Consider the following 13,036-nt stretch of genomic DNA (forward strand, 5'->3'; position numbering starts at 1 on the left):
TCGCTGGCAAGCCAGCTCCTACACAATAGGCGCTTAGCCTTTGGACGCTTCGCCTGCTGGCAGTTTTTCCTTGCTGCGCCAGTGCGGCAGGGAGTTCCAGTAGCGCTGGCCCTTGGCGTCGTCGTACATGCCTTCCCAACGGGAGATGACCAGTACCGCCAGGGCGTTGCCGATCACGTTCAAGGCGGTACGCGCCATGTCCATCACACGGTCGACACCGGCGATGAAGGCCAGGCCTTCCAGAGGAATGCCGACGCTGCCCAGGGTGGCCAGCAGGACCACGAAGGACACGCCCGGAACCCCGGCGATACCTTTGGAGGTGACCATCAGGGTCAGCACCAGCAGCAGTTGCTGGCTGATGGACAGGTCGATGCCGTACAGCTGGGCGATGAAGATCGCCGCGATGCTCTGGTACAGGGTCGAACCGTCGAGGTTGAACGAGTAGCCGGTCGGCACCACGAAGCTGCAGATGGCTTTCGGCGCGCCGTAGGCTTCCATCTTCTCGATCACCCGCGGCAGCACGGTTTCCGAGCTGGCGGTGGAGTAGGCCAGGACCAGCTCATCCTTGAAGATGCGCATCAGTTTGATCACCGAGAAGCCGAACAGGCGGGCGATCAGGCCGAGGATCACGAAAGCGAAGAAGGCGATAGCCACGTACACCAGGATCACCAGCTTGGCCAGCGGCAGCAGGGAGGCGAAACCGAAGTTGGCGACGGTCACCGCGATCAGTGCAAATACGCCGATAGGGGCGTAGTTCATGATCATGTGGGTGACTTTGAACATGCTTTCCGAAACGCCCTGGAACATCTTCACCAGCGGTTCGCGCAGGTCGGACTGCAGGCTCGACAGGCCCAGGCCGAACAGCACCGAGAAGAAGATGATCGGCAGCATCTCGCCGCGGGCCATGGCCGCGAAGATGTTCGATGGAATCAGGTTGAGGATGGTCTCGATGAACGCGTGTTCATGCTGCACCTCGGCCGCAGTGGCCTGGTACTTGGAGATGTCCACGGTGCCCAGGGTGCTCATGTCGATGCCTGCGCCCGGATGGAACAGGTTGGCCAGCAGCAGGCCGACGACGATGGCGATGGTGGTCACGATTTCGAAGTAGATGATGGTCTTTAGGCCGATACGCCCCAGTTTCTTCGCGTCACCGACACCGGCGATGCCGACGATCAGCGAGGAAATGACGATCGGGATCACGATCATCTTGATCAAGCGGATAAAGATATCGCCCGCAGGCTGCAGGACGTTGCTGATCCACCAGGCCTTTTCAGCACTGAAATGATTGAGCAGCGCGCCAATCGCAATCCCCAGGACCAGACCGATGAGGATCTGCCAGGCGAGGCTTAATTTTGCCTTCTTCATATCATTACCCTTACTTCAGTTGGACTCGGGCTGATGCGCGAACTGGAACGCTCAATGGCGGAAAAGTTTGTGCATCGGCCCCCGTATAAGGTCATCCCGAACGAGCATTTACGGCTCTCTGCGGGCGAAAAAAGGCGCAACTATTCCGATGCTAGGGAGGCGCGTCTAATGCCGTAAACGCCTACCCTATGCCGAATCGGCATGAGTTTTTCCAAACAAAACGAGCGTCCCAACCGGTTCGAATACGACATTTCGGCAGGCAAAAATGCCGTGAAACGGCCATTTCAGGCGGCGTGCAGGCTTGTCGGAGGGGTCAGGAAAAAGGCTAAAAAAGTTTAGGATTGCTCTGATTCGGGCGCCCGGAAACGCTGCGCAATTCGCACAAAGTTTCTCGATATACGGTCGCAGAGAAACACCAGGAAACGTTTGATCGGAGTCAAAGGAAGATTTTTTCCCGCGCGAGCACGGAAATTGTCAGACGGACGGCTCTAGCACAGGACTTTGCCATTCAAGCACGCCGCAAGCTCATCAGGTCGGTGGCCGACCTGGGAGCTTGCGCCGCCGCTCTTTCCTGACCCGGCCCTTGCGGAGGCACTCCCTGTACCCCTAGGTCACTCCGATCACCCGTGGATCAGAACATCCCGGCCCCTTGGTCATGCACTCGCCCTCCTCGGGTGGTGCAACAGCCGAAAGCGCCAGGGCGGCCCTTTCGTCTATCTGTTATGCAATATCGGCAATTTGCACATCAGTACCAGTTCGGGTCCTTGCGCAACTGCTCCTGGAGCAGCGCTTGCATGCCGTCATCGGGCTTGCCGAGGAACCGATAATTGGCGTGGCGGGTCGGTGACTTGTCCGCGGGCAAACCCGCCGGCACGTCCACCAGCATCGCGTAGGCATGCTTCTTGTCGAAACTGAAGGCCACGATCAAACGCTGGTTCTGACAACTCTGGGCGGTTTCGCACAGAGGGCCCACCAGATACTGATCGCCGTCTTCGGTCGTGGCATTCATCTGTTGTGGCGCATCACCCGAGAGGTTCATCACCCACTCGGGCAGGCGCTCCTCCTTGTGCACGACCCCCTGCCAGGTTTCACGAAACTGCGGGTCCGACCCCAGCAGCTGATTGGCTCGTGCCTGGCCATCATTGGCCGCCGACGCCAGGGCGCTGGCGCCCAGCAGCAGCGCGGCAGTCAATGTCTTCAACGAGAGACTCATGGTCAGCCTCGGCCTCGACGGCCAAAGAAGAACGAAGCGATGAACATCACCAGGAACACCACAAAGAGAATCTTGGCGATACCCGTGGCGGTGCCCGCGATACCACCGAAGCCCAGGACCGCAGCGACAATGGCAATGATCAGGAATGTGATTGCCCAGCTCAGCATGATGATTCTCCTTACTCTTCTATTAGTGGTGCTGCCTATGGAGCCAGCCCGGCGCCGCCGATTGCGGGCCCGGCCTTGGTGCTAGAACACCCAGCGTTCCTGACGTGGCGCGTCCGCGACCGGCTGTGCCTGGTCGACGGCCATCAGTTGCATGGGGGCCTGGTCGTTGAGCTGGCTGCTCACCGAACTGAAATGGGTCTGGGTGAAGTGATGAACCGGCACTCGCGGCGCGGGTGCCTGGCTGTCCTGCCAGCGCTGGAACTGTTGCCCGGCGATTAGGGTGACCAGCAACGCCAGAACGGCGAAGAGGCCTTGCTGGAGATGCAGTGGCGCAATACGCAATTGGGCAAGACGTTGGCGATTCATCCTGAAACTCCTCCCACACTGGTGGTGATGTTGTTATGGAAGCCACGGCCGGCGCTTCTCGATGAGAGGGATATTGCAGGCTGCATGCCAGCTTTTTCTTTGAAATTAAATTCAATAAAATCAAATACTTAAATCAAATTACCAAAAGCATTCCACACGCATACTGCACGATGCCCCCATGCCGGCCGTGCGAAATGCACGATGTCCCGGGAAAACAGTGAGCGTTTTTTGATCACAGGGGGAACTTTGATGAATGGCCAATAGCCTGATACAGACCCACCCAGCAGCTACTCTGGGCAAAACATGCGTAATTTCAGCCTGTTAGCCGTTTCAGCCGGAGATATCTAACCTGCTGGCGCTGGAATGGATCAGAATCAACCTTGCAACTTGCCCGATTTTTCCGGGACTAAATAAAGATCATTCATTAAGGAGCCTCGGGAAATGGAGTCAGCGCCGGAGAATCAAGGCCGCATCCTTCTGGTGGATGACGAATCCGCAATCCTTCGCACCTTCCGCTACTGCCTGGAAGACGAGGGCTACACCGTGGCCACCGCCAACAGCGCGGCGCAGGCCGATGCTCTGCTGCAACGCCAGGTATTCGACCTGTGCTTCCTCGACCTGCGCCTGGGCGAAGACAACGGCCTCGACGTACTGGCACAAATGCGTACCCAGGCACCCTGGATGCGAGTAGTGATCGTCACCGCTCACTCCGCCGTGGACACCGCAGTAGATGCGATCCAGGCCGGCGCCGCAGACTACCTGGTCAAGCCCTGCAGCCCCGACCAGTTGCGCCTGGCCACCGCCAAGCAGCTGGAAGTGCGCCAGCTCTCGGCACGCCTGGAAGCCCTCGAAGGTGAGGTGCGCAAGCCCAAGGACGGCCTGGACTCCCACAGCCCGGCAATGAAAGTGGTGCTGGAAACCGCGCGTCAGGTGGCCAGCACCGACGCCAACATCCTTATCCTCGGCGAGTCCGGCACCGGCAAGGGCGAGCTGGCGCGGGCCATTCACGGCTGGAGCAAACGTGCCAAGAAATCCTGCGTGACCATCAACTGCCCCTCGTTGACTGCCGAACTGATGGAAAGCGAACTCTTCGGCCACAGCCGCGGCGCCTTTACCGGGGCCAGCGAGAGCACCCTGGGCCGGGTCAACCAGGCCGATGGCGGAACCCTGTTCCTCGACGAGATCGGCGACTTCCCGTTGACCCTTCAACCCAAGCTGCTGCGCTTCATCCAGGACAAGGAATACGAGCGCGTCGGCGACCCGGTAACCCGCCGCGCCGATGTGCGCATCCTCGCCGCCACCAACCTCAACCTTGAAGACATGGTGCGCGACGGGCGTTTCCGCGAAGACCTGCTGTACCGGCTGAACGTCATCACCCTGCACCTGCCGCCCCTGCGCGAGCGCAGCGAAGATATCCTGACCCTGGCCGACCGCTTCCTCGCCCGCTTCGTCAAAGAGTATTCGCGCCCGGCCCGGGTCTTCAGTGATGAAGCCCGGGAAGCGCTGCTCAACTACCGCTGGCCGGGCAACATCCGCGAACTGCGCAACGTGGTGGAACGGGCGAGCATCATCTGCCCGCAGGAACGGGTGGAAATCAGCCACTTGGGCATGGCCGAGCAACCCACCAACAACGCCCCGCGGATCGGCGCCGCCCTGAGCCTGGACGAGCTGGAAAAGGCCCACATCGGTGCGGTCCTGGCCACCAGCGACACCCTGGATCAAGCCGCCAAGACCCTGGGTATCGACGCGTCGACGCTGTACCGCAAACGCAAACAGTACAACCTGTGAGCAACACCCTATGAAGTTAGCGATGAAACTGCGCACCCGGCTGTTTCTGAGCATCTCGGCCCTGATCACCGTGGCCCTCTTGGGCCTGGTGCTCGGGCTGGTCAGCGTGATGCAGATGGCCAGCACCCAGGAATCGCTGATCCGCAACAACTTCATCACCCTGGACCTGGGCCTCAAGCTGCGCCAGACCCTGGGCGACCAGCTGATCATCATGCTCGGCAAGCAGCCGGACCGCGCCGCCCTGGAAACCTCCCGGCAGCATTATCTGGAGCTGCTCGACGAAGGCATCGCCCATGATCGGCAGACCCAGGTACAAAGTGGCTTCCAGCAGGCCCGTAGCGACTACCTGAGCTTCTACCAGGCCTTCGAGCGCAACAGCACCACAAGCGGGCTGCATGACAACAACGAGCTGACCGAGCGCTTCAACGCCTTGCGCGGCGGGCTGATCAACGAACACAAGCGCGCCCTGGACAACATCAGCCAGGTGGAGCAGCAGGCCCGCAACCGTGCATGGCTGGTGGCCGGCCTGCTGGGCCTGGTGGCCCTGGCGGTGCTGATCATCGGCTTCGTCACGGCCCATGCCATCGCCCGGCGCTTTGGCGGGCCAATCGAAGCCCTGGCCAAGGCTGCGGACAAGATTGGCGAAGGCAATTTCGACGTCACCCTGCCCATTTCGGCGGCAGCGGAGATGAACCTGCTGACCCGACGCTTCGGCATCATGGCCGAGGCCCTGCGCCAGCATCAGGCAACCAATGTCGATGAGCTGCTGGCCGGCCAGCAGCGCCTGCAGGCCGTGCTCGACAGTATTGACGACGGCTTGCTGATGATCGACCGCCAGGGCCGCCTGGAACACCTCAACCCCGTGGCCCAGCGCCAGCTGGGCTGGGACCAGGAGCGCCTCGGCCAGGGCCTGGGCAGCGCCCTGCAACGCCCGGAGCTGGATGAGCAGCTACAGCTGGTATTGCGCGGCGGCAACCTGGAACGGGCGCCGGACGACCTGGATATCGAGGTCGACGGCGAGTCGCGCCTGCTGACCTACAGCCTGACCCCCGTCAGCCATACCCAGGGCCATATTCTCGGCGCCGTGATGGTGCTGCACGATGTCACCGAGCAACGGGCGTTCGAACGAGTGCGCAGTGAGTTCGTGCTGCGCGCCTCCCACGAACTGCGTACCCCGGTCACTGGCATGCACATGGCCTTCGGGCTGCTTCAGGAACGCCTGCACTTTCCCGAGGAGTCCCGGGAAACCGACCTGCTCAATACGGTCAACGAGGAAATGCAGCGCCTGATGCAGTTGATCAACGACCTGCTGAATTTTTCCCGCTATCAGAACGGCCTGCAGAAACTCACCCTCGCTCCCTGCCCCCTGGAAGAGCTGCTGGTGCAGGCCCAGGGCCGCTTCAGCGAGCAGGCCCAACAGCAGGGCATCGACCTGCTGCTGGAGATCCAGGCGCCGTTGCCCCGGCTGCATGCCGACCGCGCACAACTGGAGCGGGTGCTGGACAACCTGATCGACAACGCCTTGCGCCACACCGCCAGCGAGGGCCAGATCCGCCTGCAGGCGCGGCGCCATGGCGAGCGGGTGATCGTCAGCGTCGAAGACAATGGCGAGGGTATCGCCTATGGCCAGCAAGGGCGGATCTTCGAGCCTTTCGTCCAGGTGGGCCGCAAGAAGGGCGGTGCCGGCCTCGGGCTGGCGCTGTGCAAGGAGATCGTCCAGCTGCATGGCGGGCGCATGGGCGTCTACTCAAGGCCCGGGCAGGGCACCCAGTTCTATCTGGCCCTGCCGCTCTAGGGCTTCATGCTTCATCATCCAGGCGCCTGGCCACCAGCCGTCGGCCACGGGTAATCAGCTCAGTGAACTGCAAGGCACTCAGGGCATGGGCGAACAGCCAGCCCTGGCCGAAGCTCACGCCCTCGCTGCTGAGCAGCAGCGCCTGGTCCTCGAACTCGATGCCCTCGGCAATCACCTTGAGTTTCAATGCGTGGGCCATGCGAATGATGTGCGGCGCCACGCCGCTGCTGGCGGCATCGTGCCCCAGGGCATCGATGAACGCCTTGTCGATCTTCAGGCAATCCACCGGCAGGCTCTGCAGGTAGGCCAGGCTGCAATAGCCGGTGCCGAAATCGTCGATCAGCACCTGATGCCCGACATCGCGCAGGGCCTGCAGGTTGTTGCGCGCCACCACCACATCGATCAGCCCACGCTCGGTGACCTCGAAGGCGATCTGCCGGGCCGCTACCCGATGCGTCGCCAGCAGCCGCGCCATGACCATGCCGATCCGCGGGACCATCACGTCGCAGGCCGCCAGGTTGACTGAGATGTACAGCTGGGGATTGGCCCGTAGCACATGCCCCAGTTGCTCCAGCAGGCGCTGCAGGACGAAGTCGGTGATCTGGCGGATCTGCCCGGTGTTCTCTGCCAGCGGGATGAACAGGTCAGGGCTGGTCAGGGTACCGTCCGGGCGGCGCCAGCGCAGCAGGGCCTCGGCCCCCACGCAGAGCCGGCTACTGAGATCGAAGATCGGCTGGTACAGCACCTGCAGCTCGCCGCGGCGCAGGGCCCCTTGCAGCTCCGCCCCCAGGGACTGGCGCTGGCGGACCAACTGATACACCAACCCACCGATGAACAGCGCCAGCACCAGGCTGGAGGGCAGCAACCACCACCAACCGTCGAGCACTTCGCCCTGCAGGCTGGCGCGGGGGGTGATCAGCACCAGTTGGTACTCGGGGTTGCGAGTGGGCATGCGATAGATCAGCAGGTCCGGGGTGACCTGCAAGGGCCCGTCGCGGCCCCCCCGCCAGGGCTGTGCGGGGGGCCAGGCACGGGCCGGGCCGAGCACCGGTATCGCCCGGGCACCATGATCCACCACCACCATCAGGCTGCCACCGGCAGGCAGATCGACCACATCGGTCAGGTGCCCGCGGGAAGTGGCCACGCGAAAGTTGCCGCGCCCCAGCATCAGGGCAGCAAGGTTCTCATTGGGCTGGGTCGAGGTGTTGAGCCAGTAGCTGTAGGTCGGCCCGCGGATATCCGGCGGCCTGGCCGCCGGCAGGAGGTTCTGCCGTGGCCAGTTGGAACAGGTGTGGGTGGCGTCCCTGTAGGCCGCTTCATAAATGAAGCGATAGCTGTAGCTGACCTGCTGCAGAGCTGCGATGAGATCGGCGTTGCACTCGCGCAGCGGCTGCGCCTCCAGCACGTCGAGACCTTCGCGCAGTTGCCCGAACAACTGCTCCAGCCGCTCCAGGAAACGCTGCCCCTGGGCGTTCATCTGCTCGCTTTCCCGTTGCTGGACCTGGTGCATGGCCAGCCCGGCGCTGCCCAGCAGCAAAATCACCGCACTCAGCACAGCCGCCAGCATCGCCAGCGTCCAGGGGCGATGGAACCAGGTACGCAAGGGCTCGCGAGCGGCCGGCATCGTGGGAGATCCGAAGGATTACCAATGAGTTATAGCAACTGATTGGACAATCGGCCCCAACCGTCCGGCGGCGTCATTATTTTGTCTGGTTGAGCACCATCAGGATGGCCGCACTTTCTGCGTCCGGCGTGCCATCGAAACGCCCCGGCCGGTAGTGCATCTGGAACGCGGCCAGGACGTTACGGGTCGCCTTGTCCAGCTCGCCGGTCTGCGGCGTGGCGTAACCCAGCTGGGCCAGTTGCTGCTGGTACCAACCGATGCTCGGCGGGCTCACGGTAAAGAACGCCTGCTGGCGTGCCACTGCCTGGGCATCGGGCCACAGGCCCAGGCCAGCCTCGGCCAGGCGTTTCCAGGGAAACAGCGGGCCCGGATCCAGCTTGCGCATGGGGGCGATATCGCTGTGGCCAATGATGTGGCGCGGCGAGATGTTGTTGCGCTTGCTGATGTCCTTGAGCAGCACGATCAGGTTCTGGATCTGCGCTTCGCTGTAGGGGTACCAGAGCCGCCCGCTGGGGCCATCGCGGAACCCCGGGTTGACGATCTCGATGCCAATGGAACTGGAGTTGAGCCAGGTCCGGCCCTGCCACTGGCTGTCGCCGGCATGCCAGGCACGGTATTGCTCGTCCACCAGCTTGTAGATGGTGGCGGACTTGTCATCGCCGATCAGGTAGTGGCTGCTGACCTGGCCATGGGTCAACAGGGCCAGGGAGCGCTCCAGCGATGCCGAGGTGTAGTGGACGATGATGAACTGGGCGCGCTGATCGTAATTGACCGACGGGTGGCTGGTGTCGATGCGCGGGCCGCTGGCGCAGCCGGCGAGGATCAGCAGGGAGAGGGCAAGAGCAAGAAGTTTCATGGCAAAAAGCAGTACGCTGAAGACGATAATGCAACAGTGTAACGTACTGCCCTGGCGATCATGGGCAAAACCGCGCTTTCATTCAGCAAAGTGCTGGCTCCTCAACCAGCTTCCACCCGGTTACGGCCGGCATCCTTGGCCCGGTACAGCGCCTGATCGGCTCTTTTGATCACCAGATCGCTGCGATCACCGGCCTTGAACGCACTCAGCCCGACGGACACGGTGATGGTCACCGGCTCGCCCTTGAAATGGAACGGGCACGCCTCGATTGCCGCGCGCAAGGCTTCCACAATGCGCACGCCCACCGGCCAGGGGGTGTTGGGCAGCAACAGAACAAACTCCTCGCCACCGAAACGTGCGATGAAATCGCTGCCTCGCAGGCGTTTGCGCAGTACGTTGGCGATGATCTTCAACACCTTGTCACCGGCCAGGTGACCGTAGTTGTCGTTGATCCGCTTGAAATGATCGAGATCGAGCATGGCCAGCAGCAGGCTGTTGCCATGTTGTTGCCATTGGCCGACTTCATGTTCCAAGCGTTCGCTCCAGGCAGCCCGGTTGGGCAGGCCGGTGAGCGGATCGATCAGCGCCTTCTGCCGCTGCTCTTCCAGGTGCTCACGGTAGCCCTGGGCTTCCTGCTCCATGCTCGAAACCCGCTCCGCCAGGCTTTGCAGGCGGGCGGCCACTTCCCGTTCACGCTCGTCGCGCTGCTTCTGGTGGTGGTCCATGGTGCCCAGCAGGCCTTCCAGGTGGCTTTCCAGCACTTGCTTGAGGTCATCCAGATCGGCGGCCTCCTGCACGCTGCTTTGCAGGCCGTCGACCTGTTCACGGATCTGGCTGTCCATGGCCCGTGCTGCCGAACTGCTGTCGGCATGGCCGTCGCTGGCCGCCTGCAGGTTGCTCTGGAAGGCCTCCAGGCGCTCGTTGAGCTGCTTGAGGTAGGTCTCGAACTCATGCTGGCCAGAGTCGGTGATGGCCAGCATCAACACCGCCAGATCGTCGAGGATCGGCAGCAATTCGTACCAGTTCAGCCCATGCTGCAGACGATCGCGCATGGCCTCGGCCTGTGGCCGGTGGCGCTCCGGCAGGCTCAGGTCGTCGAGCAGCCCCAGCAAGGTGTGCTCGATGTGCTTGGCCACCGAACTGTAGGAGGGCTCGGGCGAATCCGGCAGAGCGTAGAGCACATCGTGCTCCGACTGCTCCGGATCGATGGCGGCCAGGGCCTCGGCCATGACTGCCGGCAGGGGCAGGCTATCCAGCAGCACTGCCGGGGAAACCGTCGGCAGGGGCAACAACTCGTCGGGATTGAACGCGGCTTCGGCGACAGGCGCGGGCGGTGAATCGGAAGCGGCGACCACCCCGGGATCAACGGGCGCTTGTGGCTCCGCGACAGGCGAAATGGTTGCTTGAGGTTCGACCTCGATAGCGGGTACAGGCTCGGCGGGCGCCTCCTGCACCAGTACCGGAGGCACGAACGCCACCACCGGGGCCGGAGCGGGCACTGCAGCAACCTCCGGCTCGTCGCTGGCAACCGGTTGGGCAACCGGCTCAGGTTCGAGCTGCACTTCGGGCTGTGCCGGGGCGGGCGCGGCAGGCGCCGAAACCGCCTCAGGCAAGGCCTGGGTCGGCGTCTGATAGTGCTCGCGCGCGCCATCCTCCGGTGCCGGGGCTTCCTCGGCTTGCGGATGAGCCTCCGCCGCGGCGGCCGGGAGCGGCGGATTCGTCGCAACGGCTTCCTCCGCCGGGGCCGGCGTCTCGCTCGCCTCGCGGCTGCCGAACAGGCGCTGCAACAGGCTTGGGCGGTCGGGTTCGGCCGGGGTTTCCAGCTGGCTCAGGGCCTTGCCCTGCAGGCTGCTCAGTTCGCCGAGCAGCAAGGGAATTTCCCGCGCCTGGCCAACCCGGCCATCCAGTTGCTTGGCAAAGGCTTTCAGCGGACGGCTGACCTCCCGGGGCAGGGGCAGGGACTGCAACTGGCTGACCAGCGCCGTCAGCGCGCTGCTAATCTGCTCGACCCGGGTTTCCCGCCGCTGCTCGGAGTCCAGCACGGCTTTTTCCAGGCGCGGCAGCAGGGCAGCAAGCCCGGCGTCCATGTCGTCGGTGCGTACCACCTCGCGCATTTCCTTCATGCACTGGTCGACCGCGCGATCGGTGCCCTCCGCCGCCAGGGTGCTGCGTACCAGGCCACGACGCAGCAAGTCGAGACGGGCCGCCCATCGGCGTTCGAGCTTTTCCTGCTGTTCGATACTTTTGAGGTATTTCTCTTTCCAGCGATTGGCGTCGTCGCTCATTCATCGGTTCCGCGAGGGGCAGGACTCAACGCGGGCAATGCATCAGCCGTGAGCGAACCCGGCAGACGAATCTCTACCGCGACCGGCAGGTGATCGGATATGGGTTGGGCCAGGACCTCCACGCGCTCCAGGGTCAGGCTGGGGCTGAGCAGAATATGGTCCAGGCAACGTTGCGGACGCCAGCTGGGGAAGGTCGCCTGCAGTTGCGGCGCCAAGAGGCTGAGGTCCCTTAGAGGGGAATGCTCCAGCAGGTCGCTGGCGTGGGTGTTCATGTCCCCCATCAGCACCTGATGCTTGTAGCCGCCGATCAACTCGCGGATGTACGCCAGTTGCCGGGTTCGGGTGCGGGCACCGAGCGCCAGATGCATCATCACCACCACCAGTGCCTCGGGACCCTCGCCAAAACGCACGAGGATCGCGCCGCGCCCCTTGGGGCCAGGCAGCGGGTGGTCTTCGATGGCCCAGGGGCGCAGCCGGCTGAGCACGCCATTGCTGTGCTGAGCCAGGCGTCCCAGGTTGCGATTGAGCTGTTGGTACCAGTAGGGGAAGGCGCCCAGTTGGGCCAGGTGTTCCACCTGATTGACGTAGCCGGAGCGCAGGCTGCCGCCATCGGCCTCCTGCAGGGCCACCAGGTCGAAATCGCCAAGCAGGTTGCCGATTTTCTGCAGATTGTCGGCACGCCCATGATGGGGCAGCAGGTGCTGCCAACCACGAGTCAGGTAATGGCGATAACGTTCGGTGCTGATACCGACCTGGATATTGAAACTGAGCAAGCGCAGACGACTGTCTGCCGGCAGGCCGGACGACGCCAAATGGTGCTCGTTGACCTGCGGATCATGCAGGCCAACGATGCGTTCCGAGCTCCAGCGCGGCATGGCGGCGGGCGCTTACTTGGCTGCGCGCTCTTTGGCGATCAACTGGTCAGCCACGCTCAGCGCGCCTTCAGGACCACCGGCGGTGCCCAGGTCGAAACGATACTTGCCGTTGACCACCATGGTCGGTACGCCGGTGATCTGGTAGGCCTGGGCCTTTTTCTTGGCGTCTTCGACCTTGCCTTTGACGGCGAAGGAATTGTAGGTGCTCAGGAACTTGTCCTTGTCGACGCCTTCGCCAGCCAGGAACTCGGCCATCTCTTCAGGAGTAGCGAGTTTCTTGCCGCCATGGATGGCCTCGAATACGGCCTTGTGCACCTTGTGCTCGACACCCATGGCTTCAAGGGTGATGAACAGTTGGCCATGGATGTTCCAGATACCGCCGAACATGGCCGGGATACGGACGAAGTTGACGTCGGCCGGGAGTTTTTCAGCCCAGGGATTGATGGTCGGTTCGAAAGCGTAGCAGTGCGGGCAGCCATACCAGAACAGCTCAACCACTTCGATCTTGCCTGGCACGGCAACCGGAACGGCGCTGCTCAACTCGACATATTGTTTACCGGCTTCAAGCGGTTCGGCCGCTTGAGCGGTCACGCCAAACAGGCTGGCGGTGACGAGTGCGGCGCTGAGAATCAGATTACGCATGCTTTACTCCTGGACAATTTTGGCGCCTCGCTCGACCTGAATTCGGCCAGGTCTTGGCGG

Annotated in this window: 11 protein-coding genes; 2 read left to right on the top strand and 9 right to left on the bottom strand. The window is 62.8% G+C overall.

Going from position 1 to position 13,036, the window contains the following annotated elements; genetic code table 11:
• Window positions 1–33: 33 nt before the first annotated feature.
• The 4 genes from gltP to BM382_RS16345 form a co-directional block, all read right to left on the bottom strand.
• Window positions 34–1,365, bottom strand: a complete 1,332-nt coding sequence (gltP, locus tag BM382_RS16330) for a glutamate/aspartate:proton symporter GltP (RefSeq protein ID WP_011058482.1) — start codon at window positions 1,363–1,365, stop codon at window positions 34–36.
• A 745-nt stretch (window positions 1,366–2,110) separates the two neighbouring features.
• Window positions 2,111–2,578: an inhibitor of vertebrate lysozyme family protein gene (locus BM382_RS16335; RefSeq protein ID WP_072443321.1), complete on the bottom strand. Its 468-nt coding sequence runs from the start codon at window positions 2,576–2,578 to the stop codon at window positions 2,111–2,113.
• A gap of 2 nt (window positions 2,579–2,580) precedes the next feature.
• Complete coding sequence (locus tag BM382_RS16340; protein WP_003170804.1) at window positions 2,581–2,745, bottom strand: DUF1328 domain-containing protein; 165 nt, start codon at window positions 2,743–2,745, stop codon at window positions 2,581–2,583.
• A gap of 81 nt (window positions 2,746–2,826) precedes the next feature.
• Entirely contained in the window at window positions 2,827–3,111 is a 285-nt protein-coding gene (locus BM382_RS16345; protein WP_015633659.1) for a hypothetical protein, read from the bottom strand.
• Window positions 3,112–3,552: 441 nt separating this feature from the next.
• Between BM382_RS16345 and algB the strand changes: the two genes are divergently transcribed.
• A complete protein-coding gene (gene algB, locus BM382_RS16350; protein WP_011058479.1) occupies window positions 3,553–4,899 on the top strand; it encodes a sigma-54-dependent response regulator transcription factor AlgB in 1,347 nt (448 codons plus the stop codon).
• A 10-nt stretch (window positions 4,900–4,909) separates the two neighbouring features.
• Entirely contained in the window at window positions 4,910–6,694 is a 1,785-nt protein-coding gene (locus BM382_RS16355; protein WP_072443323.1) for a KinB sensor domain-containing domain, read from the top strand.
• Window positions 6,695–6,698: 4 nt separating this feature from the next.
• On the opposite strand, the gene BM382_RS16360 is transcribed toward BM382_RS16355, so the two are convergent.
• The 5 genes from BM382_RS16360 to BM382_RS16380 all read right to left on the bottom strand — a co-directional run bounded on the left by BM382_RS16360 (window position 6,699) and on the right by BM382_RS16380 (window position 12,976).
• Window positions 6,699–8,318, bottom strand: a complete 1,620-nt coding sequence (locus BM382_RS16360) for an EAL domain-containing protein (RefSeq protein ID WP_015633657.1) — start codon at window positions 8,316–8,318, stop codon at window positions 6,699–6,701.
• Between the two features lie 76 nt (window positions 8,319–8,394).
• Entirely contained in the window at window positions 8,395–9,174 is a 780-nt protein-coding gene (locus BM382_RS16365) for an N-acetylmuramoyl-L-alanine amidase (protein ID WP_011058476.1), read from the bottom strand.
• 101 nt (window positions 9,175–9,275) lie between these two features.
• Window positions 9,276–11,459, bottom strand: a complete 2,184-nt coding sequence (locus BM382_RS16370; RefSeq protein ID WP_072443325.1) for a GGDEF domain-containing protein — start codon at window positions 11,457–11,459, stop codon at window positions 9,276–9,278.
• Entirely contained in the window at window positions 11,456–12,334 is an 879-nt protein-coding gene (locus BM382_RS16375) for an endonuclease/exonuclease/phosphatase family protein (RefSeq protein WP_011058474.1), read from the bottom strand. Before BM382_RS16375 ends, BM382_RS16370 begins: the two co-directional genes overlap by 4 nt.
• Before the next feature lie 12 nt (window positions 12,335–12,346).
• Window positions 12,347–12,976, bottom strand: coding sequence for a thiol:disulfide interchange protein DsbA/DsbL (locus BM382_RS16380; RefSeq protein ID WP_011058473.1), 630 nt, complete (start codon window positions 12,974–12,976; stop codon window positions 12,347–12,349).
• Window positions 12,977–13,036: the final 60 nt, after the last annotated feature.

The organism is Pseudomonas sp. NFPP25 (assembly GCF_900116505.1).
Lineage (GTDB): Bacteria > Pseudomonadota > Gammaproteobacteria > Pseudomonadales > Pseudomonadaceae > Aquipseudomonas > Aquipseudomonas protegens.

Excerpts from the sequence above, each read along its gene's own strand:
- algB (WP_011058479.1), top strand. The coding sequence starts at position 3,553 with ATGGAGTCAGCGCCGGAGAATCAAGGCCGCATCCTTCTGGTGGATGAC.
- BM382_RS16335 (WP_072443321.1), bottom strand. The coding sequence starts at position 2,578 with ATGAGTCTCTCGTTGAAGACATTGACTGCCGCGCTGCTGCTGGGCGCC.
- BM382_RS16340 (WP_003170804.1), bottom strand. The coding sequence starts at position 2,745 with ATGCTGAGCTGGGCAATCACATTCCTGATCATTGCCATTGTCGCTGCG.
- BM382_RS16380 (WP_011058473.1), bottom strand. The coding sequence starts at position 12,976 with ATGCGTAATCTGATTCTCAGCGCCGCACTCGTCACCGCCAGCCTGTTT.
- BM382_RS16360 (WP_015633657.1), bottom strand. The coding sequence starts at position 8,318 with ATGCCGGCCGCTCGCGAGCCCTTGCGTACCTGGTTCCATCGCCCCTGG.
- BM382_RS16355 (WP_072443323.1), top strand. The coding sequence starts at position 4,910 with ATGAAGTTAGCGATGAAACTGCGCACCCGGCTGTTTCTGAGCATCTCG.
- BM382_RS16345 (WP_015633659.1), bottom strand. The coding sequence starts at position 3,111 with ATGAATCGCCAACGTCTTGCCCAATTGCGTATTGCGCCACTGCATCTC.
- gltP (WP_011058482.1), bottom strand. The coding sequence starts at position 1,365 with ATGAAGAAGGCAAAATTAAGCCTCGCCTGGCAGATCCTCATCGGTCTG.
- BM382_RS16365 (WP_011058476.1), bottom strand. The coding sequence starts at position 9,174 with ATGAAACTTCTTGCTCTTGCCCTCTCCCTGCTGATCCTCGCCGGCTGC.
- BM382_RS16375 (WP_011058474.1), bottom strand. The coding sequence starts at position 12,334 with ATGCCGCGCTGGAGCTCGGAACGCATCGTTGGCCTGCATGATCCGCAG.
- BM382_RS16370 (WP_072443325.1), bottom strand. The coding sequence starts at position 11,459 with ATGAGCGACGACGCCAATCGCTGGAAAGAGAAATACCTCAAAAGTATC.